Origin of the sequence: Streptomyces sp. WZ.A104 (assembly GCF_002382885.1) — a bacterium.
GTDB lineage: Bacteria > Actinomycetota > Actinomycetes > Streptomycetales > Streptomycetaceae > Streptomyces.
The window spans coordinates 42058-63546 of the sequence record NZ_NWVL01000008.1 but is presented as its reverse complement, the minus strand read 5'-3'; the positions used below and the strand labels follow the sequence as shown (position 1 = coordinate 63546).

General features: G+C 71.5%; 16 protein-coding genes and 2 pseudogenes. 7 read left to right on the top strand and 11 right to left on the bottom strand.

Features of this window, described 5'->3' with window-relative positions; translation table 11 throughout:
* Nucleotides 1-32: 32 nt before the first annotated feature.
* The 3 genes and pseudogenes from CIB93_RS06310 to CIB93_RS06300 form a co-directional block, all read right to left on the bottom strand.
* A pseudogene (locus CIB93_RS06310) lies at nucleotides 33-688 on the bottom strand (SpoIIE family protein phosphatase); the annotation flags it as partial.
* A 159-nt stretch (nucleotides 689-847) separates the two neighbouring features.
* Nucleotides 848-1582 carry a carbon-nitrogen hydrolase family protein gene (locus CIB93_RS06305; RefSeq protein WP_096624938.1) on the bottom strand — a complete coding sequence of 245 codons (735 nt, stop codon included), beginning with the start codon at nucleotides 1580-1582 and terminating at the stop codon, nucleotides 848-850.
* Nucleotides 1579-1731: pseudogene (locus tag CIB93_RS06300) on the bottom strand (cupin domain-containing protein); the annotation flags it as partial. The pseudogene CIB93_RS06300 and the gene CIB93_RS06305, both read right to left, overlap by 4 nt.
* A gap of 61 nt (nucleotides 1732-1792) precedes the next feature.
* Here CIB93_RS06300 and CIB93_RS06295 point away from each other — a divergent pair.
* Nucleotides 1793-3208, top strand: coding sequence for a serine/threonine-protein kinase (locus CIB93_RS06295; RefSeq protein WP_096624936.1), 1416 nt, complete (start codon nucleotides 1793-1795; stop codon nucleotides 3206-3208).
* 45 nt (nucleotides 3209-3253) lie between these two features.
* Here the strand turns inward: CIB93_RS06295 and CIB93_RS06290 are convergent, their stop codons facing one another.
* The 5 genes from CIB93_RS06290 to CIB93_RS06270 form a co-directional block, all read right to left on the bottom strand.
* Nucleotides 3254-3844, bottom strand: coding sequence for a TetR/AcrR family transcriptional regulator (locus CIB93_RS06290; RefSeq protein ID WP_096624934.1), 591 nt, complete (start codon nucleotides 3842-3844; stop codon nucleotides 3254-3256).
* 246 nt (nucleotides 3845-4090) lie between these two features.
* Nucleotides 4091-5035 (bottom strand): ABC transporter permease, encoded by a 945-nt coding sequence (locus CIB93_RS06285; protein ID WP_096624932.1) that lies wholly within the window; start codon nucleotides 5033-5035, stop codon nucleotides 4091-4093.
* The gene (locus tag CIB93_RS06280; protein WP_096624930.1) at nucleotides 5022-6107 is read right to left on the bottom strand and encodes an ABC transporter ATP-binding protein; all 1086 of its coding nucleotides are present in this window, start codon (nucleotides 6105-6107) and stop codon (nucleotides 5022-5024) included. Before CIB93_RS06280 ends, CIB93_RS06285 begins: the two co-directional genes overlap by 14 nt.
* Nucleotides 6108-6349: 242 nt before the next feature.
* Complete coding sequence (locus CIB93_RS06275) at nucleotides 6350-7609, bottom strand: DUF2092 domain-containing protein (RefSeq protein ID WP_096624928.1); 1260 nt, start codon at nucleotides 7607-7609, stop codon at nucleotides 6350-6352.
* 263 nt (nucleotides 7610-7872) lie between these two features.
* Complete coding sequence (locus CIB93_RS06270) at nucleotides 7873-8883, bottom strand: polyprenyl synthetase family protein (RefSeq protein WP_096624926.1); 1011 nt, start codon at nucleotides 8881-8883, stop codon at nucleotides 7873-7875.
* Between the two features lie 156 nt (nucleotides 8884-9039).
* On the opposite strand from CIB93_RS06270, the gene CIB93_RS06265 reads away from it, so the two are divergent.
* The 6 genes from CIB93_RS06265 (at nucleotide 9040) to CIB93_RS06240 (ending at nucleotide 16006) form a co-directional block, all read left to right on the top strand.
* On the top strand, nucleotides 9040-10539 hold the full coding sequence (locus CIB93_RS06265) for a peptide MFS transporter (protein ID WP_096624924.1): 1500 nt from the start codon (nucleotides 9040-9042) through the stop codon (nucleotides 10537-10539).
* Nucleotides 10540-10729: 190 nt separating this feature from the next.
* Nucleotides 10730-12724 (top strand): CocE/NonD family hydrolase, encoded by a 1995-nt coding sequence (locus CIB93_RS06260; protein ID WP_096624922.1) that lies wholly within the window; start codon nucleotides 10730-10732, stop codon nucleotides 12722-12724.
* A 244-nt stretch (nucleotides 12725-12968) separates the two neighbouring features.
* Nucleotides 12969-14198 (top strand): fumarylacetoacetase, encoded by a 1230-nt coding sequence (fahA, locus tag CIB93_RS06255; RefSeq protein WP_096624920.1) that lies wholly within the window; start codon nucleotides 12969-12971, stop codon nucleotides 14196-14198.
* The gene (locus tag CIB93_RS06250) at nucleotides 14195-14923 is read left to right on the top strand and encodes a GPP34 family phosphoprotein (RefSeq protein ID WP_096624918.1); all 729 of its coding nucleotides are present in this window, start codon (nucleotides 14195-14197) and stop codon (nucleotides 14921-14923) included. The genes fahA and CIB93_RS06250 overlap by 4 nt, the downstream gene beginning before the upstream one ends.
* Before the next feature lie 7 nt (nucleotides 14924-14930).
* Nucleotides 14931-15266 carry a hypothetical protein gene (locus tag CIB93_RS06245; protein ID WP_096624916.1) on the top strand — a complete coding sequence of 112 codons (336 nt, stop codon included), beginning with the start codon at nucleotides 14931-14933 and terminating at the stop codon, nucleotides 15264-15266.
* Between the two features lie 131 nt (nucleotides 15267-15397).
* Complete coding sequence (locus CIB93_RS06240; RefSeq protein ID WP_096624914.1) at nucleotides 15398-16006, top strand: Uma2 family endonuclease; 609 nt, start codon at nucleotides 15398-15400, stop codon at nucleotides 16004-16006.
* A gap of 39 nt (nucleotides 16007-16045) precedes the next feature.
* Here CIB93_RS06240 and recQ read toward each other — a convergent pair whose 3' ends face one another.
* The 3 genes from recQ to CIB93_RS06225 all read right to left on the bottom strand — a co-directional run bounded on the left by recQ (nucleotide 16046) and on the right by CIB93_RS06225 (nucleotide 21487).
* Nucleotides 16046-18088 (bottom strand): DNA helicase RecQ, encoded by a 2043-nt coding sequence (gene recQ, locus CIB93_RS06235; RefSeq protein ID WP_096625088.1) that lies wholly within the window; start codon nucleotides 18086-18088, stop codon nucleotides 16046-16048.
* 166 nt (nucleotides 18089-18254) lie between these two features.
* A complete protein-coding gene (gene nuoN, locus CIB93_RS06230; RefSeq protein ID WP_179500001.1) occupies nucleotides 18255-19919 on the bottom strand; it encodes an NADH-quinone oxidoreductase subunit NuoN in 1665 nt (554 codons plus the stop codon).
* The gene (locus CIB93_RS06225; protein ID WP_096624910.1) at nucleotides 19916-21487 is read right to left on the bottom strand and encodes an NADH-quinone oxidoreductase subunit M; all 1572 of its coding nucleotides are present in this window, start codon (nucleotides 21485-21487) and stop codon (nucleotides 19916-19918) included. The genes nuoN and CIB93_RS06225 overlap by 4 nt, the downstream gene beginning before the upstream one ends.
* Between the last annotated feature and the right edge of the window lie 2 nt (nucleotides 21488-21489).

The following is a 21489-nucleotide window of genomic DNA, read 5'->3' as shown; positions in this document are numbered from 1 at the left end:
GCGCCCCCGCGTTCGGCGGTGGGCTCGACCGCTCAACCGCGCGTCTCGCCAACCGCCAGTTCCTGTTCGGTCCAGAGCACCTTGCCGCCCGGACCGTGCCGGGTCCCCCAGTGGGCTGCGAGCATCGAGACGATGAAGAGGCCCCGGCCGCCCTCGTCGCCCGTACGGGCGTGGCGCAGGTGCGGGGAGGCCGTGGAGCCGTCGTGGACCTCGCAGATGAGGCTGGCGTCCCGGTCCAGCAGCAGGCGCAGCCGCAGGGGCAGCCGCAGGGGCGGGGTGCCGTAGCGGACGGCGTTGGTGACCAGCTCGCTGACGATGAGTTCCGTCGCGTCGACGGTGTCCTCGTCGAGGCCCCAGCCGTGGAGGCGGTCGCGTGGGAGGACGCGGGGTGCCCGGCCCGGGCGACGGTGCAGGTGCGCGAGAACGGGTCGTAGACCCCGTACACGCAGCCGGCGGTCAGGGGCTCGCTCTGGAGGGCGTCGCCGACGGGGAGGGCGGCGCGTTCCTCGGCGAGTCGGGCGGCGGTGGCCCTGAGCCGGGCGAAGACCTCCTCCGGCTCCAGGTCGAGGCCTGCCAGCGCCTGGATGACCGTACGGAGCTGGCCCATCGCGATGGCCGTCTGGAGGCCCTGGCCCGCGACGCCGCCGACCACCAGGGCCGTCCGCGCGCCGGACAGGGCGAGAGTGTTCCGCTCCCCGAGCAGGTGTGAGCATCAGCTCGATAAGTAGGTGTGCGCATCAGCTCGATTCGACCGGCGCGGCGCGGTGGGCTTTGACGTCGATCCCGGTCGGCTCACACTCGGACGCGACGACGGAGCTGACCTCGGTCAACGGCTAAAGCCCGGGTATCAGCGTGTCGATGCCCCGGACCGACCGACCTCGGCCGTGACCAGCATCGGCGTACGGTCGTCCGCCTCGGCGAGGAGTTCGCCGCCCGGGGCCCAGATCGCGGCCCGGCCACAACCGGTCCACGGGCCGGAAGGGCCCACGTGGTTGGCGAGGGCGACGAAGAGGCCGGTGTCCTCGGCCATGCGGGGGTAGACGGTCGCCCGCTGCTCGACGCCGTCCCCCGTCCCGTACAGCGCGGAGGCCAGATAGACCTGGCAGCCGTCCGCCGCCGCCCGCGCGGACAGGTCGGGGAAGTGGCTGTCGTAACAGATGGCCAGGGCGAAGCGGACACCCCCGAGCTCGAACCGGCCGTCCCGGTCACCGGGCGCGAACAGGGAGCGCTCCTGCTCGTAGAGGTGCTGCTTGAGGTAGCGGGTGATCAGCTCGCCGTCGGGGCCGTACACGAAGGTGCCGATGGCGGGGCGGGTCCCCGGCACTCCGTTGGCCACCGCGGCGTTGACGACGATCGCGATCCCGCTCGACCGGAGGGCGTCCAGCCGCTGGTCGTTCGCGTCCACCAGGAGGCCGGGGTCCTCGGACAGCGCCCCGAGCTCGTAGCCGGTGAGAGCCAGCTCCGGGAGCACCAGCAACTCGGCCCCCTGCTCACGGGCCTGTCCGGCGAGGGCGGCGAGCCGGTGGACGTTGGCGGGGATGTCCTCCGGAACACACGTGAGCTGAGCTGTGGCGATCCTCATTCGTCGAGCGTGCCACAGCTGCGCTCCACGATGACCAGCGTGCCCCGGCTGCCGGGCCGTACCGCGTGGGCGACACCCGCGCCGACCACGTACATCTCGCCCGGTCCCACCGTCACCGCGCCCCCGTCCACGGACAGTTCGAGGCGGCCGGGCCGCCCTCTGGGCCTGCGTCATACTGAGCCCCGGAGCACAGGGGGAGGCGTGCGGCACATGGGGCACGAGACGGACGGCCGCCAAGGCCTGCCGGAACAGAGCAACGCGAGTCTGCCGGAACAGAGCAACGCAGGCCTGCCGGAACAGGGCAACGCGAGTCTGCCGGAACAGGCCGGGGGCAGCCTGCTGCCCCACCAGACAGGCGGAAGCCCGCCCCCGCGTATCGGCAGCTACGTCGTGGAGCGGGAGTTGGGATCCGGCGGGATGGGCACCGTCTATCTGGCGCGTTCGCGCGGTGGGCGGGCGGTGGCCGTGAAAGTGGCGCGTCAGGAGCTCGCGAGCGACCCGCACTTCCGGGAGCGGTTCCGTGCCGAGGTCGACGCCGCGCGCAGCGTGGGCGGCTTCCACACCGCCCCGGTGGTCGACGCCGACCCGACGGCAGCCGTGCCCTGGCTGGCCACGGCCTACGTTCCCGGGCCCACGCTCACCGCGCTGCTGGAGGCCGAGGGGCCCATGGGCGAGGAGCGGCTGCGGCAACTGGGCGCGGCGCTCGCCGAGGCGCTGGCGGCGATCCACAGCTGCGGCCTCGTCCACCGCGACCTGAAGCCCGGCAACATCATCATGGCCCCGGACGGGCCGCGCGTCCTGGACTTCGGCATCGCACGGGCGCTGGAGTCGACCCGGCTGACGGCCACCGGCATGGCCTTCGGGACACCGGGCTTCCTGGCGCCGGAACAGGCCCAGGGGCTCGAAGTCGGCTCCGCCGCCGACGTGTTCGCGCTGGGCGCCGTGCTCGTCGCGGCGGCGGGCGGCAGCGCGTTCGGGGCGGGCACGCCCATGGGGATGATGTACCGGTCGGTGCACGAGCCGCCGGACCTGACCGCCGTACCGGACGGGCTGCGGCCGGTCGTGGAGTCGTGCCTGGCCAAGGAGCCGGACCGACGCCCCGCACCGGAGCGGCTGTTGGACCTGTTCGCCCCGGACAACGCGCCGTACTCCCCCACGACACCCTCACCCGTCATACCCGCTGCACCCGTCGCACCCGCTGCACCCGTCGCACCCGTCGCACCCGTCGCGGCCGTCGCGGCCGTACCCCCGCCGCCCTCCCACTCCCCCTTCGGTGCCCCCTCCAACGCCCTCCTGCCACCACTCCACCAGGCGCCGACCGAAACCGCCCTCCACGCGGACGAGGCGTCGGCCGAAGCGGACCTCGCCTTCATCGCCGTCGGTCGGGACAGCTCGCTCCTCGTCGACGCCACGGGCGTCACACTCGGTCCGACAGGCGTGGAGACGCAGTACGGCTGGGCCGAGATCAGCACGGTCACCTACGCGGCCCAGGGCCCCAAGCACCTCGGGGTCACCGTGCACCTGCGCAACGGCACCGCCCACTCGTGCCTGCTCGCGGCCCGCCGACGGGCCCGGCTCCAGGAGTGGCTGGCGGACCTGCCGCTGATCCTGGAGTGCTTTCTGTAGGGCAGAGGGGCCCTCCCCACTCCGGGGCCGGGGCCGGGACCGGTCTCAGTACCCCGGCGCCCCCAGCGCCCGCAGCACGTGGGCCACGAGAGCGGCGATCGTCTCCTCGTCCTGGACCGGCTTGCGCAGCACATGGCGGTAGTAGAGGGGGCCGTACAGCATCTCCACGGCCAGCGGCAGGTCCGCGCCGGGCGGGATCTGGCCCACCTCCTGGGCGCTGCGCAGCCGGCCCACCGCCTCCTCGACGCGCGGGTCGACCAGCTGCTCCCGCAGGGTCTGCGCGAGGACGTCGTCGTGGTGCAGCTCCGAGAGGATGCCCGCGTAGGCGGGGCCGAACGGCGGGACGGAGAGCAGGTTCACCGCACCCGCCACATGCGTACGCAGATCGGCTCCGATGTCACCGGTGTCCACGAACGGCGTGGCGTCGACCAGGGCGTCGGTGAACGCCTCCAGCAGGACGGCTCCCTTCGACGGCCACCAGCGGTAGATCGTCTTCTTGCTGACCCCGGCGCGGGCTGCGATGGCCTCTATCGTGACGTGCCCGTACCCCCGCTCGGTACAGAGGTCGAGGGCGGCTCGCAGGATCGCGCGACGTGACCGTTCGCTGCGGCGCACACTGCTCGGCGATGTGATCATTCGGTGAGCATAGGGGGGATTCAGCCAATCTCTTGTTGACAGCTCGTCGCCAAGGACCGAACATAACCCATGCGGAAACGGAACGTACCGTGTCGTGTTGTTCCCTTTCTTCGCACCGTTCGTGCCGTTCGTGCCGCGACGAGCCGATCGGGGGACGGCTCGCCCGGCCGACGGCACGGACGACTCGCCACCGATCCGATCCGGCCAGGGAACCCCGCTCAAGCCCTACCGTTCAAGCCCTACCGTTCAGGCCGTGATGTCCTTGGCCGTGAAGCGGGCCCAGGCGGCCGAACCGAACACCGCCACGTACAGTCCCTGCAACTGGAAGTTCTTGACCAGGTCGTCCCAGTGGACCGGTTCACGCAGGACGTCGGCGAAGGACATCCAGTAGTGCGGGAACAGATAGGCGTGGACCCCGCTCAGCTGCGGAATGCTGTCCAGGATCTGCACCGTGATCAGCAGCCCCACCGTGGCCGCCATCGCCCCGATCCCGCTGCCCGTCAGCGTCGAGACGAACAGCCCGAGCGCTGCGAACCCGGTCAGCGAGAGCGCGACGACGGCCGCTGCCAGCCCGGCCCGCACCAGTCCCTCGCCGAAGCTGATTCTCGTCCCGGAGATCGTGGTCACCTCCCCCACCGGGAACAACAGCGCCCCCACCGCCAGCGCCGAGGCGGCCACAACCAGGGTCGCCACCAGGCAGAACGTCAGGACGGAGGCGTACTTGGCGAGGAGCAGCCGGGTCCGGCCCGCCGGGGCTACCAGCAGATAGCGCAGGGTGCCGCTGCTCGCCTCGCCCGCGATCGCGTCACCCGCCACGACGCCGACGGCCATCGGGAGGAACACCGGCAGGGTCGCGGCGAGGGAGGCGAAGACCAGGAAGAGGCCGTTGTTCGTGACCTGGGCGAGGAACGCCGGGCCCGCCCCTCCGTCCGTTCCGCCCGCCCCTCCACCGCCGCCGCCCGTCTCGATACGGACCGCGATCCCGATGAGGACGGGGACGGCGGCGAGAACACCCAGCAGGGCGAACGTCCGGTGGCGGCGGAGCAGGGTGGTGAGCTCGGACCGGAGGAGGCCCAGGGTCCACAGCGGGTTACGGGGCCGGGGCGGGGCCCACAGCGGGCTACGGGGGCGGGGCGGGGCCTCCGGTCCACCCGCGCTCCCCGTAGCCGTGACCTGCTCAGCCTGCGACATCGAATCCCTCTCCCGTGAGCGCGACGAAGGCATCCTCCAGTGAGCCCCGCTCGACGCCGAAGAACCGCACCCGCACCCCGCCGCCCACCAGCGCCGCGTTGAGGTCGGCGAGGTCCACGGCAGCGGACGGCGCGTCGGCGGTCAGCCGGTCGCCGTCGGCGCTTGAGGCGCTGGGGGCGCTGGGGGCGCTTGAGGCATCGCGGTCGGCGCTTGGGGCGCTCAGGGCGTCGCCGTCGGCGCTCAGGCCCGTGAGTCCGTGCGCCTTCAGGATGCGGGCGGCGGCGGCCAGGTCCGGGGTCACGACCGTGAGCCGGCCCCGGGCTGTCGCGGCAAGGTCGGCGACCGGGCCCTGGACGATCAACCGGCCCCGGGCCATCACCGCGGCATGCGTGCAGACCTGCTCGATCTCGTCCAGCAGGTGGGAGGAGAGGAAGACCGTGGTGCCCTCGGCCGCCAGCTCCCGTACGAGGGAACGGATCTCGCGCATGCCCTGCGGGTCGAGGCCGTTGGTCGGTTCGTCCAGGACGAGCAGCCTGCGCGGCCGGAGCAGGGCCGCTGCCAGCCCGAGGCGCTGCTTCATGCCGAGGGAGTACGCCTTGGCCTTCTTGCCGGAGGCGGCGGCGAGCCCGACCCGTTCCAGGGCGTGGTCGACGCGGGCCCGGCGGGTGCGCGGGTCGGCGGTGGGGTCGGCCCGGTCGTACCGCAGGAGGTTGTCCCGGCCGCTCAGGAACCCGTACAGCGCGGGCCCCTCGATCAACGCGCCGACCTGCGGCAACACCGTACGGGTGGCCCTCGGCATGGGGCTGCCGAGCACCTCGGCGGTGCCGGACGTCGGGTCGATGAGGCCCATCAGCATCCGGATCGTCGTGGTCTTCCCGGAGCCGTTGGGGCCGAGGAAGCCGAAGACGCTGCCGCCGGGCACGGTGAGGTCGAGGCCGTCCACGGCCGGCTGACCGCCGTGATAGCGCTTGGTCAGGCCCCTGGTCCGGATGACCGGGTCGGGGGCGGGGACGGGGACGGTGCTGCCGTTCGGGGCCGCGTCTCGCGAGGCGGCTGTCCCTGTCGACGTCATGCGGTCACACCTCTCCCGTCTCCCGCTCTCCATACGCTGCGCCTCCGAGGCCCTGCTCCTCGACCGCCCCGCCGCACGGGTGCGCGGCGGGGCGGTCGAGGCCGTCGGAGCCGTCGTGGCCGTCAGGACCCGGAAGGTCGGCAGGCCGGCAGACTCTCAGGCCCTCAGCCCCTCCGATCCTCAGGCCCTCAGACCCTCAGGCCCTCCGATCCTCCCGGCGTTCCTACTTCCCGGCGGCGGCCTTACTTTGCGGCGTCGGCGGCGCGCACCAGCGCGTCCTTCGTCACCGCTCCGACATATACCCTGCCGTCGTCCGTCAGCAGGGCGTTGACGAGGCGCGTCTTGAAGACCGTGCCCGAACCGAACTTTCCGGTGACCTTGTCGCCGAGCGCGTCGAGGAAGCCCTGCGCCTCGGCCGGGACGTCGCCCGAGCCCGCTGCGGGGAGGCCCTTGCCGCCGGGAGTCTTGATCTCGGCGATCGAGGTCCAGCCCTTGCCGATGACGTTGACGCCCTCGAAGCCGTCCAGTTCGGCGAGCTGTCCGGGGAGCGGCTTCTGCGCCAGGCCCCGCTCGTCCTTGCCGGTCTCCAGTTCGTCGGCCTCGGTGACCTTGGCGCCCTTCGGCGGGGTGAAGTCGAACGTGGACGCGGCGGGCCTGGAGAAGTCGACCTTGGTGAACCCGGCGTCGACCACGGCCTTGCCGCCGCTCGCCGCGGACAGGGTGAACTTCAGCGGTACGCCGTTCTCGGCGTCCACGGCGATGCGGACCGAGCCGATCGTCGAACCGGACTGCTTGGGCTTGATCAGCAGCTGGTACGCGTCCCGCCCGGCGACCTGCGCCGTTCCGTCGACGGTGACCGAGGTGGTGTCCCCGGCCGCCTTGAGCGCCTGCTCGGCGAAGTCCTTCGGGGTGGCCGGTGCGCCCTTGGGAGCCTCAGGGGCCTCCTTACCGCCGCCCCGGCCCTCGGGGGCCTCGGCGTGGTAGACCTCGTCGGACTTGCTGTCGTACGCCCAGACCTCACCCTGGTTGTGGATGACGCTGTACTCGGACGCGTTTCCGAGGATGGACAGCTTCTGCTTCTCCGGGCCGTCGGCGGCCACCCGCAGCGTGTGCGTGCCGGACGTCAGCTCCATGAGCTTGTCCTGCGGCGCGGCAGCCCCGCTGTCCTTGCCCTCGCCTGAGCCGTCGGCCCCGCCCGGTACGAGCGAGCCCGCGAGGCCGTCGAGGGGCAGGCCCAGGTCGGTGCTGATCTTGAACGTGCCGGAGAGCTGCTCCTCGTCGGAAGCGGCGATCTTCTCGATGAGCTCCTGCGCGGTGATCTTCGGCAGATCGGGGTCGCCGGAGTTCGCGAGTGCCGGGACGAGTCCGATGGTCGCGGCCGCCACCCCCGCGACCGCGACGGGGACGATGTAGCGCGCCGCCTTCCGGCGGCCCACGACAGTGCCCGTGGCCCCGCCGGTGGTCTCTGCGCCGGTGGTCTCTGCGCTGTCGTTCGGTGCCATGTGTGCCCTACCTCCGTGGTCGGCGGCTTCCGTTGGTATCCATCTGACCAAAACGGACGGGCCGACGCGTCAGCCCGCGGGATCAACTCCGCCTACTGCTCCGGTATGACAACCGGACGGGGCACCTGGGCCATCCAGTAGGGGTAGGACGCCGGGTGACACCACGTCAACCTGCGTCGGTGGCACACAGCACGCCGGACTCGGCCCGCATCGAGGGTGCACAACGCGGACTCAGCCCGCGCCGGGGTTGCACAGCGCCGGACTCAGCCCGCCCGGTGGACCACCGCGTCGCACAGCTCCTCCAGCGCGGACTTCGCGTACCCCTCGGGCAGCGGCGCCAGCGTGGCGCGCGCCTCCTGGGCGTAACGCACGGTGTCCTTGCGGGCCTGCTCCAGCGCCGGGTGGGCGCGCAGTCGGCGCAGCGCCTCGGTGAGGACTGCGTCGTCGCTCAGGTCGCCGTCGAGCAGTTCGACGAGCTCCAGGTCGTCGGGCTTGCCGTCCTCGGCGGCCTGGGCGCGCAGCCGCAGGACCGGGAGGGTCGGGATGCCCTCGCGCAGATCGGTGCCGGGGGTCTTGCCGGACTCGTGGGAGTCCGAGGCGATGTCGAGGACGTCGTCGGCGAGCTGGAAGGCGATGCCGAGCCGCTCCCCGTACTGCGTGAGGATGTCCACGGTCCGCTCGTCCGCCCCGGACATCATCGCGCCGAGCCGGCCGGAGACGGCGACCAGCGAGCCGGTCTTGCCGCTGAGGACGTCCAGGTAGTGGTCGACCGGGTCGCGGCCGTCGCGCGGGCCCGCGGTCTCCAGGATCTGGCCGGTGACGAGCCGCTCGAAGGCCTCCGCCTGGATGCGGACCGCCTCGGGGCCGAGGTCGGCCAGGATGTGGGAGGCACGGGCGAACAGGAAGTCGCCGGTGAGGACGGCCACCGAGTTGCCCCAGCGGGTGTTGGCGCTGGGCACCCCGCGCCGCACGTCCGCCTCGTCCATCACGTCGTCGTGGTACAGCGTGGCCAGGTGCGTCAGCTCGACGACGACGGCCGAGGGCACGACGCCCGGGGCGTCCGGATCACCGAACTGTGACGCGAGCATGACCAGCAACGGGCGGAAGCGCTTGCCCCCCGCCCGCACCAGGTGCTGGGCGGCCTCCGTGATGAAGGGCACATCACTCTTGGTGGCTTCGAGCAGCCCCGCCTCGACAGCGGCCAGGCCCGACTGGACATCGGCCTCAAGAGCCTGGTCCCGCACGTGCAGTCCGAACGGCCCGACGACGGTCACGAGGGCATCTCCTGTCTGCTGACGATCACACGCAATGTCGATGTGTCGCTGTCTTCATTCAACTCAGCGTATCCGGTCCCCTTTGGATCACCGTGGGCGGCTTCCCGCGACCGCCGGTATGTTCGTGATCAGCTCATACGATCGGGAGTGTCCGCCTTGTCCAACACCGCCGCCGACACCGAGCAGGCCAAGCCGCCACCTGAAGACGATCATGCCTTCTTCGGGCAACCGCGGGGCCTGATGACGCTGTCCGGTCTGGAGGTCTGGGAGCGGTTCTCGTTCCTCGGCATGCAGGCGATCCTGGTGCTGTTCTTCGCCGACTCGGTGGCGAACGGCGGCATGGGCATGAACCCCGGCACCGCCGCCTCCGTGTCGGCCGCGTACGGGACCCTGGTCTATCTGGTCTCGGTCGCGGGCGGCTGGCTGGCCGACCGGATCCTCGGCTCGTACCGGGCCGTCCTGTACGGCGGCGTCCTCATCGCCTGCGGCCACTACTCGATGGCCGTGCCCACCGACGCGATGACCTGGGTGGGCCTCGGCCTGATCAGCGCCGGAACAGGCCTGCTCAAGCCCAACGTCGCCTCCATGGTCGGCAAGCTCTACCGCACCGAGGACGAGCGGCGCGACGCCGGCTTCGCCCTCTACTACATGGGCATCAACATCGGCGCCTTCGCCGGACCGCTGATCACCGGCTGGCTCGGCGAGAACTGGAGCTGGCACTGGGGCTTCTCGGCCGCCGCGATCGGGATGACCTTCGGCCTGATCCAGTACGTCGCGGGCCGCCGTCACCTGGCCGGGCGTAGGCACGCCGCCGAATTCGCGCTGGCCCCCGACGCGATGCGCCGCGCGGTGCGGATGATCATCGGCGGGGCTGTGGTGGCCGCCGTCCTGGCCACCGCGCTGGCCCTGGCCGGCTGGCTCACCATGGACCGGTTCGTCGATGTCCTCACCGCCGTCTCGGTGATCGCGCCGGTCGTCTACTTCGTGGTGATGTTCCGCTCCCCCCGGGTCACCGCCGAGGAGCGCGGCAGGCTCCGCCCGTACGTCGTCCTCTTCCTCGGGTCCGTCGTCTTCAACTTCATCCTCTTCCAGGCGTACTCGACGATGATGCTGCTCGCGTCCGCCAACGCCCGGACCGAGATCCTCGGCTTCCACTTCCCCGCCAGCTGGTACGCCTCCGCGCTCGGCGCCTTCGAGGTGGCGCTCGCCCCGGTGGTAGCCGCCGTCTGGGTCAGGATGGGCCCCCGCCAGCCGCACGCCTCCAACAAGATCGCGTTCGGCGTGATCCTCGGCGGGCTCTCCTTCCTGCTGATGGTCCTGCCCACCTCCGGCCACGCGGACGACGTGTACCGGATGGCGGCCTGGTGGATCGTCGGCTCGTATCTGCTGCTCGGCCTCGGCGACGTCCTGCTGGAGACCTCCGGCATGTCCGCCACCACCAAGCTCGCCCCGAAGGCGTTCGCCAGCCAGACGATGGCGCTGTGGTTCCTCTCCCTCGCCCTGGCCAACGGCATCCAGGCCCAGATCGTGAAGCTGTACGGCCAGGTCTCCAACCCCGCGTACTTCGGCGTCAACGGGGCGATCGCGGTGGCGGCCGGGGTCGCGATGATCGTCGCCGCGCCCTGGCTGAAGCGCACGATGCACCCCGTCCACTGACCCGTACGCCATCCGAGCATCCCGGCCACCGGCCCGTACACCGTCCGAGCACCAGCCATCCAACCCGCACGCCGTCCGAACACCTGCCCATCAACCCGTACACCATCCGAGTACCCCGCCCGCCGACCCGCCCGCCGACCCGCCCCTCGGCCACTCCTCCGCCCCGCGTCGTCGTACATCGAGGTGACCCATGAACATCACGACCGAGTTCCCTTACGAGACGACCCACGAGGACGTGTACATCCCGCTGTCCGACGGCACCCGGCTCTACGCCCGGATCTGGCGCCCGCTGACCGACGAGCCGGTCCCCGCCCTGCTGGAGTACCTGCCCTACCGGCTCAGCGACTGGACCGCCCCGCGCGACTGGCAGCGTCACCCCTGGTACGCGGGCCACGGCTACGCCTCCGTACGGGTCGACGTACGCGGTCACGGCAACAGCGAGGGGCTGCCGGGCGACGAGTACGACCCGCAGGAGCTGGAGGACGGAGTCGCCGTCGTCCACTGGCTGGCCCAGCAGGAGTGGTGCTCCGGCCGGGTCGGGATGTTCGGGATCTCCTGGGGCGGCTTCAACTCGCTCCAGATCGCGGCCCTCGCCCCGGAGCCGCTGAAGGCGATCGTCACCGTCTGCTCGGCCGACGACCGCTACGACAACGACGTCCACTACATGGGCGGCTCCGTCCTCGCCGTGGACATGCACGCCTGGGCCGCCACGATGCTCGCCTTCGTCTGCCGCCCGCCGGACCCCGCACAGGTCGGCGACGCCTGGAAGGAGATGTGGCTGAAGCGGCTGGAGGCCGTCGACCCCTTCATCCACACCTGGCTGGCCCACCAGAGCCGCGACGACTACTGGAAGCACGGCAGCGTCTGCGAGGACTACGGGGCGATCAAGGCGAACGTCCTCGCGGTCGGCGGCTGGCACGACCCGTACCGCGACACCGTCCTACGCCTCGTCCAGCACCTCGCCCCGGAGCGGGTGCGCGGAATCATCGGCCCGTGGTCGCACCAGTACCCCGACCGGGGGCTGCCGCCGGGACCGGGGATCGGCTTTCTCCAGGAGACCCTGCGCTGGTGGGACCAGCACCTCAAGGGCAAGGAGACCGGGGTGATGGCGGAGCCGCTGCTGCGCTCCTGGATCAGCGGCTCGCACCCGCCCGCCACCGTGTACGAGTCACTGCCGGGCCGCTGGGTCGGGGACGCCTCCTGGCCCTCGGAGAACGTGACCCCGGTGGCGTACGCCCTCCAGGGCGGCGAGCGGATCGTCGCCTCGCCGCAGCAGACCGGCCTTGACGCGGGCCGCTTCTTCCCGTTCGGCAACGACGCGGACCTGCCGCCGGACCAGCGCGACGAGGACGCGAAGTCGGTGTCGTTCGAGTTCCCGGTCGCCGACGCGCCGATCGAGATCCTCGGCCGCCCCCGGGTGAAGCTCCGCATCCGGATGGCCGTGCCGCGCGGCCAGGCCATCGCCCGCCTCTGCGACGTCGCCCCCGACGGCTCCTCCACACTCGTCACCCGGGGCGCCCTCAACCTCGCCGCCCGGCACGGCCGCGACCGCACCGACGACTGGCCGCCGGGCGAGACCGAGGACGTGGTCTTCGACCTCAACGGCATCGGGCACACCTTCCCGCCCGGCCACCGCATCCGGCTCGCGATCTCCTCCTCGTACTGGCCCTGGATCTGGCCGCAGGCCGGCTCGGCGGGGTTCACCCTCGACGCGGACGGCAGCTTCGTCGAACTGCCGGTGCGCCGTCACACCGAGGACCCGGCCATCAGCTTCGGCGAACCGGAACAGTCCGAACCGCTCGGCGTGGTCCACCCCGTCACCCTGGAGGAGCCGCGCCCCGAACGCCTCGTCGTCCGCGATGTCGCCAAGGGCGAATGGCGGCTGGAGGTCGACCCCCGCTACGGCGGTACGCGGGTCTACCCCGACGGCCTCGAATTCACCGAGAACGCTCTGGAGGTGTACACAGTCCAGCAGGACGACCCGCTCTCCCCTCGGACCCGGTCCGACTGGACGATCCGGCTGCACCGGCCGGAGATGGCCTGGGACGTGAAGATCGAGACGCGCTCGGAGATCACCGCCGACGACCACGACTTCATCACCTCCGACGAGGTGATCTGCAAGGACGGCGACGAGATCGTCTTCCACCGCACCTGGGAGAAGCGGATTCCGCGCACGGCGGGCTGAGCGGGGCGTGCCTCGTCGCGCGGCGGGCCGAACGGGGTCGCGTTTCGCCGCACGGCGGGCTGAGCGGAGCCATGTTTCGTTCCCGGGTCCCCCGGATTTCCGGGGGACCCGGCCAGGAAACCCCGGGAACCTTACGAACTTTCCGGGCAATGTGCGCAGTTGGGGATAGTCAGGGCACTGCCGCTGGGTAGGAGCACCGACGTAACGTGTCCTCAACGCGACCTGGAAAGCGAGGCAGCACCACATGCCCGAGCAGAGCAGCCCGCTCGATCTGGCCGAGGGCGACCCCTTCGGCCCGCACAACCTTCCGTACGGTGTGTTCTCCACCCCCGGCCACCCCGAGGACCGCCGGGTCGGCGTCCGCATCGGCAACCACGTCCTGGACGCCGGGGCCGCCGCCCACGCGCTGGGCTCCCCGTACGCGGGGCTGCTCGCCCAGCCGAGCCTGACGCCGCTGCTCGCGGCGGGCCGCACCGCCTGGCGGGACGTACGCCGCGCGCTCACCGCCTGGCTGACGGTCCCCGCCCACCGCGCGGACATCGAACCGCTGCTGCACCCGGTGGACACGGTGACCCTGCACCTGCCGTACGAGGTCGCGGACTACGTCGACTTCTACGCCAGCGAGCACCACGCCACCAACGTCGGAAAGATCTTCCGGCCGGACGGCGACGCACTCACCCCCAACTGGAAGCACCTGCCGATCGGTTACCACGGCCGCTCCGGCACCGTCGTGGTCTCCGGCACGGACGTGGCGCGCCCCAGCGGCCAGCGCAAGGCCCCCACCGACCCGGCACCCGTCTTCGGGCCCTCGGTGAAGCTGGACATCGAGGCCGAGGTCGGCTTCGTCGTCGGCGTCCCCTCCGCCCACGGCACTCCCGTCCCGCTCGCCGACTTCCGCGAGCACGTCTTCGGGCTCTTCCTCCTCAACGACTGGTCCGCGCGCGACCTCCAGGCCTGGGAGTACGTGCCGCTCGGCCCGTTCCTCGGCAAGTCCTTCGCCACCTCCGTCTCCGCCTGGGTCACCCCGCTGGAGGCCCTGGACGCGGCCCGCACCGCGCCCCCGGCCCGGGACTTCCCCCTCCTCCCCTACCTCGACGACTCCGCGGACGAGGAGCCGGGCGGCTTCGACATCCGGATCTCCGTGGAGATCAACGGCCAGGTCGTCGCCGAGCCGCCGTTCGCCTCGATGTACTGGACGGCCGCCCAGCAGCTCGCCCATATGACGGTCAACGGCGCGTCGCTGCGCACCGGCGACCTGTACGGCTCCGGCACGGTCAGCGGTCCCGAGCCCACCCAGCGCGGCTCGCTGCTGGAGCTCACCTGGAACGGCCGCGACGCCCTGGAACTCCCCGAGGGCAAGCGGACGTTCCTGGAGGACGGCGACACGGTCACCCTGACCGCCTGGGCCCCCGGCCCGCACGGCACCCGCGTGGGCCTCGGCGACGTGACCGGAAGGATCGTCACCGCGCCATGAGCTCCCCCGCCTCCTCACCCGCCTCCTCCCCCGCCCTGACACTGCCCGAGGAGATGCTGCTGCTCGCGCTGGACCCCCAGCGCGGCAAGCCGCTCTGCGCCCGCGGCTACCTGCGTTACGCCACGGCCGGCGCGGTCCTGGCCGAGCTGGAGCTCCAGGGGCGGATACGCGAGGAGCGCGGCCGGGTCCAGGTGGTCAACCCCCTGGACCCGGCCGACCCGCTGCTCGCCTCCCTGCTGCGCACGCTGGACCCGCCGAGCAAGAGCCGCTTCCGCTCCGGGACCAACGCCAAGAGGTGGGTACGGCAGCACGCGCAGTACGCGGAGGAGAACCACCTGGACGCCCTGGTCCAGCGCGGCCTCCTGAGCCGGGAGACCCGCCGCTTCCTCGGCCTGTTCCCCTACCAGCGCCATTTCCCGGTCCACCCGGACCTGTGCGCGGCGGCCCTCCGGCGCTTCCAGCACGCCGAGGCCTACGGCTTCCCCGACCAGCGCAGCCGCATCCTGGCAGCCCTGGCCGCCGCCACCGGCCTCGCCACCACCCTGAGCGCCCAGGGCCGCGGAAGCCGGCCCGCGATGAAGCTCCTGCTCCGCGCCCAGTGGACCGCCCTGGCGGTCTACCGCAACGTCAAGCAGGACCGCTCCAACAGCGGAAGCGGTGACGGCGGGGGCTGGAGCGACGGCGGGGGTGGCGGTGGGTGTGGCGGGGGCGGGGGTGGGGACTGAGGGGACCATGCCCGACCCCACACCGACCGACTCTGCCCGCCCGGCCTGCCCGGCCTGCGGCAACCGCCCGGCGCACGCCCGGCCCGCGAACCGTCGCCGCCGGTACGAGCTGTGGTGGGAGTGCGCCGCCTGTCCCTGGGTGGGGGTGCGGAGCGCCGACGGCGGACCGCTGCGGACCATGCGGCGGCTCCGGGACGACTGGGCGGACTGCATGTTCTGCGGCGAGGAGGAGGCCAACGTGGTGGGCGAACCGTTCGAGCGGGACGGCGAACGGCTGGACTGGCTGGTGTGCCTGGCCTGCGGCCGCGGCAACACCCGTCGGCTGGGCCCCGCTCAGGGCTGAGGCCGCCGGGGCCGCGCCCCTGACCGGCCCGTCACTCGCGCGAGGCCCGTTCGCACGTTCGGGGCATCCGTACCCGGTTCCCGCCGGATACCCTGGTCAAGCCCGCGAGACTCCTCCCCATGGGAGCAATGATGAGCATCGAGCCCGAGGCCTCCGAGCCGCGGTGGGCGGTCCCGCCCGAGGGCGGCTGGACCGCCGATGACCTGGACACACTCCCGAATCTCCCTCCGCATACGGAGCTGATCGACGGGAGCCTCGTTTTCGTGAGTCCGCAGACCTTGTTTCATACACGAGCTGTCAGCTTCTTCGAGTGGCAGTTGGAGTCCTTGGCCCCGCCCGAGCTGGAAGTGGTGCGCGAGTTCACCATCGACATCGACCGGTACAACCGGCCCGAGCCCGACGTGATCGTCATCGACGGCGATGTCATCGAGGACCCGGGCCAGACCCGGTTCCCCGCCGAGGCGGTCCGACTGGCCATCGAGGTCGTCTCCCCGGAGTCCCGGTCCCGCGACCGGGAGACCAAACCCGTGAAGTACGCCCGCGCGACGATCCCCCACTACTGGCGGGTGGAGAACCACGACGGGCGTGCCGTGGTGTACGTCTTCGAGCGGGAGCCCGCCACCGGTGCGTACACCTCGACGGGGATCTTCCACGACCGGATGAAGGTGTCGGTGCCGTTCCCCGTGGACCTTGACCTGACCGCCATCACGGCCCGCCGCCGGTCGGCGAACCCGGAGTAGGCGCCGCCGCCCCGCCACCCCCGCCGCCCGGTACGCGACTCACTCGTACTCGGGCGGTTCCTCGTCCCAGGCGAACTCGGGGTCGCTGTACTGCGGGGCCGCGGGCGCCTTCGCGCGGACCGGGGTCGCCGGGGTTGCCGGGGTCACCGCCGGACGGGCTGCGGGAGCGTCGGCGGCTGTCGTAGCCTCCGCGACCGGCCCCGGAGACGTCTCCGCCAGGACCTCCAGCACTCCCTCCCCGTACGTCGCGAGCTTCTTCTCTCCCAGGCCGCTGATGCCCCCCAGCTCCCCGATCGTCGTGGGGTGGACGGTCGCGATCTCCCGCAGCGTCGCGTCGTGGAAGATCACGTACGCCGGGACGCCCTGCTCCTTCGCCGTCGCCCCGCGCCAGGCGCGCAGCGCCTCGAAGACCGGGACGGCGGACGGCGGGAGGTCGGCTGCGGCCGCCTTGCCCTTGGAGCCCTTGGCCCCACCGGCCGAGGACGACGAACGGGACGTCGGCTTCTTCGGCTCCTTGCGGAGCAGCACTTCCCGCTCCCGGCCCAGGACGCTCGCGCTCTCCTCGGTGAGGACCAGCGTGCCGTACTCCCCCTCGACCGCGAGCAGCCCCTGTGCCAGCAGCTGGCGGACCACACCGCGCCACTCCGCCTCGGCCAGCTCCTCGCCGATGCCGAAGACGGAGAGCTGGTCGTGGTCGAACTGGATGACCTTGGCGGTCTTGCGGCCCAGCAGGATGTCGATGATCTGGCCCGCGCCGAACTTCTGGTTCCGTTCGCGCTTCAGCCGGACCACCGTGGAGAGCAGCTTCTGCGAGACGACCGTGCCGTCCCAGGTCTCCGGCGGGGTGAGGCAGGTGTCGCAGTTGCCGCAGGCGGCGGCCGTGGGCTCCTGGCCGAAGTAGGTGAGCAGCTGGGCCCGGCGACACTGGACCGTCTCGCACAGGGCCAGCATCGAGTCCAGGTGCGAGGACGCCCGGCGGCGGAACGCCTCGTCGCCCTCACCGCCCTGGATCAGCTTGCGCTGCTGGACGACGTCCTGGAGTCCGTACGCCATCCAGGCCGTCGACGGCTCCCCGTCGCGGCCCGCGCGGCCGGTCTCCTGGTAATAGCCCTCGACGGACTTGGGGAGGTCGAGGTGGGCGACGAAGCGGACGTCCGGCTTGTCGATCCCCATGCCGAAGGCGATCGTCGCGACGACGACGAGGCCCTCCTCCCGGAGGAACCGTGCCTGGTGGGTCGCGCGCGTCCCGGCGTCCAGGCCCGCGTGATAGGGCACGGCCCGGATGCCGTTGCGGCAGAGATACTCCGCGATCTTCTCGGTGGAGTTGCGCGAGAGACAGTAGACGATGCCCGCGTCCCCGGCGTGCTCCTCCTTGAGGAAGGTGAGCAGCTGCTTCTTCGGGTCGGACTTCGGCACGATCCGGTACTGGATGTTGGGCCGGTCGAAGCTGGCGACGAAGTGCTTCGCGTCCGGCATGCCGAGGCGGCGGGTGATCTCCTCGTGCGTGGCGTTGGTCGCGGTCGCCGTCAGGGCGATGCGCGGAACGTCCGGCCAGCGCTCGCCGAGCACGGACAGGGCCAGGTAGTCGGGGCGGAAGTCGTGGCCCCACTGGGCGACGCAGTGCGCCTCATCGATCGCGAAGACGGAGATCTCGCCCCGGGCCAGCAGGGAGAGGGTGGCGTCCAGACGCAGCCGCTCGGGCGCCAGGTAGAGCACGTCCAGCTCGCCCGCGAGGAACTGGGCCTCCATCGAGCGGCGCTCGTCGAAGTCCTGCGTGGAGTTCATGAACCCGGCCCGGACGCCGAGCGCCCTCAGGGCGTCGACCTGGTCCTGCATGAGCGCGATCAGCGGGGAGACCACGACGCCCGTGCCGCGGCGGACCAGGGACGGGATCTGGTAGCAGAGCGACTTTCCGCCACCGGTCGGCATGAGCACGACGGCGTCGCCGCCCGCCACCACATGCTCGATGACCGCACCCTGCTCGCCGCGGAACGACTCGTACCCGAAGACGCGGTGCAGTGTCCGCAGTGCCTCGCTCTCGTCGCCCGCAGGGGTCTCGGTCACCGTCCCGGTCACATCCATGCTCACGCCCAATGCTCTGTCCCCCCGGGGAGCCGCACATCCGGCCCCGCCCGTCCTGCTCTCGTCCCCGTCCACGATAGGCGGCTCCTACGACAACGCCGGACGGTCTGTGGAAAACGGACCGTCCGGCGTTGTCGTCGTACCTGCTGCGCATGCCGTGCGCGGGCTACCGCACGAAGACCCCCGCCTGGCTCGCCAGGTCCAGGAAGTACTGCGGGGCCAGGCCCAGCACCAGGGTGACGGCGACACCGACCGCGATCGTCGTCATGGTCAGCGGCGACGGGACGGCGACCGTGGGGCCGTCCGCCTTCGGCTCGCTGAAGAACATCAGGACGATCACGCGGATGTAGAAGAACGCCGCGACCGCCGACGACAGCACACCGACGACGACCAGTCCGCCCGCGCCACCCTCGGCGGCCGCCTTGAACACCGCGAACTTCCCCGAGAACCCGGAGGTCAGCGGAATCCCGGCGAAGGCCAGGAGGAACACCGCGAAGACCGCCGCGACCAGCGGCGAGCGGCGGCCGAGCCCGGCCCACTTCGACAGGTGCGTGGCCTCTCCGCCCGCGTCCCGGACCAGCGTGACCACGGCGAACGCGCCCACCGTCACGAAGGAGTAGGCCGCGAGGTAGAAGAGGACCGAGGAGATGCCCTCCGGGCTGGCCGCGATGACACCCGCGAGGATGAATCCCGCGTGCGCGATCGAGGAGTAGGCCAGCAGCCGCTTGATGTCGGTCTGGGTGATCGCGACGATCGCGCCGCCCAGCATCGTGACGATCGCCACCGCCCACAGGACGGGACGCAGGTCCCAGGTGAGGCCCGGCAGCGCCACGTACAGCAGGCGCAGCAGGGCGCCGAACGCGGCGACCTTCGTGGCGGCGGCCATGAACCCGGTGACCGGGGTCGGGGCGCCCTGGTAGACGTCCGGGGTCCACATGTGGAACGGGACCGCGCCGACCTTGAAGAGCAGGCCGGTCAGGATCATCGCGCCGCCGATGAGCAGCAGCGCGTCGTTGCCCATGGTGTCGGCGAGGGCCGGGTCGATCTCCAGGACCGAGCCGTCGACGACGTTGGCGATGGTGGCGTACGAGAGGGAGCCCGCGTAGCCGTAGAGGAGGGCGATCCCGAACAGCAGGAACGCCGAGGAGAACGCGCCGAGCAGGAAGTACTTCACGGCCGCCTCCTGCGACATCAGCCGCTTGCGGCGGGCGACGGCGCACAGGAGGTAGAGCGGGAGCGAGAAGACTTCGAGCGCGATGAACAGCGTCAGCAGGTCGTTGGCGGCCGGGAAGACCAGCAGACCCGCCACCGAGAAGAGGAGGAGCGGGAAGACCTCGGTGGCGGCGAACCCGGCCCGTACGGCGGCCTTCTCGCTGTCGCTGCCCGGCACGGCTCCGGGCTGGGCGGCGAAGGAGTCCACCCGGTTGCCGTGGGTGGTGGGGTCGAGCCGTCGTTCGGCGAAGGTGAAGACCGCCACCATGGCGACCAGGAGAATGGTGCCCTGGAGGAACAGGGTGGGTCCGTCGATCGCGATGGCGCCCATGGCCGAGATCTGGGCCTTCGTGGTGCCGTACCCCCCGGCCGCGAGGCCGACGATCGCGGCGAACGAGGCGGCGATCGCCGTCACCGTCAGGAAGAGCTGGGTGTGGTAGCGGGCCCGGCGCGGCACGAAGGCCTCCACCAGGATGCCCACGACGGCGACGCCCACGATGATCAGGACGGGCATCAGCTGGGTGTACTCGATCTTCGGCGCCGTGAACGAGTCGCCGGGCGCCGCCGAGGTCACCCCGCTCGCCGTCGTCCACAGACTGTGGACAGCTGTTGCGCTCACTTGGCGGCCTCCACCTCGGGCTGGGGGTCCTTCTTCTGTACGTCGGACATGGTGTGCTCCACCGCCGGGTTGACGACCTCGGTGAGCGGCTTCGGGAAGACGCCCAGGAAGATCAGCACGGCGATCAGCGGAACCGCCACCACCAGCTCCCGGGCCTTGAGGTCCGGCATGCCCCGGACCGATTCCTTCACCGGCCCGGTCATCGTGCGCTGGTAGAGGACCAGGACGTAGAGCGCGGCGAGCACGATGCCGGAGGTGGCGATGATGCCGGCCACCGGATACACGCTGAACGTGCCGACCAGGACCAGGAACTCACTGACGAACGGGGCGAGTCCGGGCAGTGACAGGGTGGCGAGCCCACCGATGAGGAACGTCCCGGCCAGCACGGGGGCGACCTTCTGCACTCCGCCGTAGTCCGCGATGAGCCGCGATCCGCGCCGGGTGATGAGGAATCCGGCGACCAGCAGCAGGGCGGCCGTCGAGATCCCGTGGTTGACCATGTAGAGGGTGGCGCCCGACTGGCCCTGGCTGGTCATCGCGAAGATGCCCATGATGATGAAGCCGAAGTGCGAGATCGAGGCGTAGGCGATGAGCCGCTTGATGTCGCGCTGACCGACCGCGAGCAGCGCTCCGTACACGATGGAGACCAGCGCCAGGGCGATGATCACCGGCGTCGCCCACTTGCTGGCCTCCGGGAAGAGCCCGAGGCAGAAGCGGAGCATCGCGAAGGTGCCGACCTTGTCGACGATCGCGGTGATCAGCACGGCGACCGGGGCGGTGGCCTCGCCCATCGCGTTGGGCAGCCAGGTGTGCAGCGGCCACAGCGGGGCCTTCACCGCGAACGCGAAGAAGAACCCGAGGAACAGCCACCGCTCGGTGCTGGTCGCCATCTCCAGGGAGCCGTTGGCGCGGGCCTCGGCGATCTCGGAGAGCGAGAAGCTGCCCGCGACCACATACAGGCCGATGACCGCGGCCAGCATGATCAGGCCGCCGGCCAGGTTGTAGAGGAGGAACTTCACCGCCGCGTACGAGCGCTGCGCCGCGGCGTTCTCGTCGGTGCCCGCGTGGGCCCGGTCGCCGAAGCCGCCGATGAGGAAGTACATCGGGATGAGCATGGCTTCGAACAGGATGTAGAAGAGGAAGACGTCGGTGGCGAGGAACGACAGGATCACCATGGCCTCGACCATGAGGATCAGGGCGAAGAAGCCCTGCGTCGGACGCCAGCGCGAGGACTTCGTCTCCAGGGGGTCGGCGTCGTGCCAGCCCGCGGCGATGACGAACGGGATCAGCAGTGCGGTGAGACCGAGGAGGGCCACCCCGATGCCGTCGACGCCCAGTTCGTAGCGGACGCCGAAGTCGGCGATCCAGGCCCGGGATTCGGTCAGTTGGTAGCGGTCGCCGCCCGGTTCGAAGCGGGCGAAGACGATGCCCGCCAGGACGAGCGTGCCGAGCGAGAAGAGCAGCGCGAGCCATTTGGCCACGGTGCGCCGCGCGGCGGGGACGGCGGCGGTGGCGATCGCGCCGATCGCCGGGAGCGCCGCCGTCGCGGTCAGGAGGGGAAAGGACATGT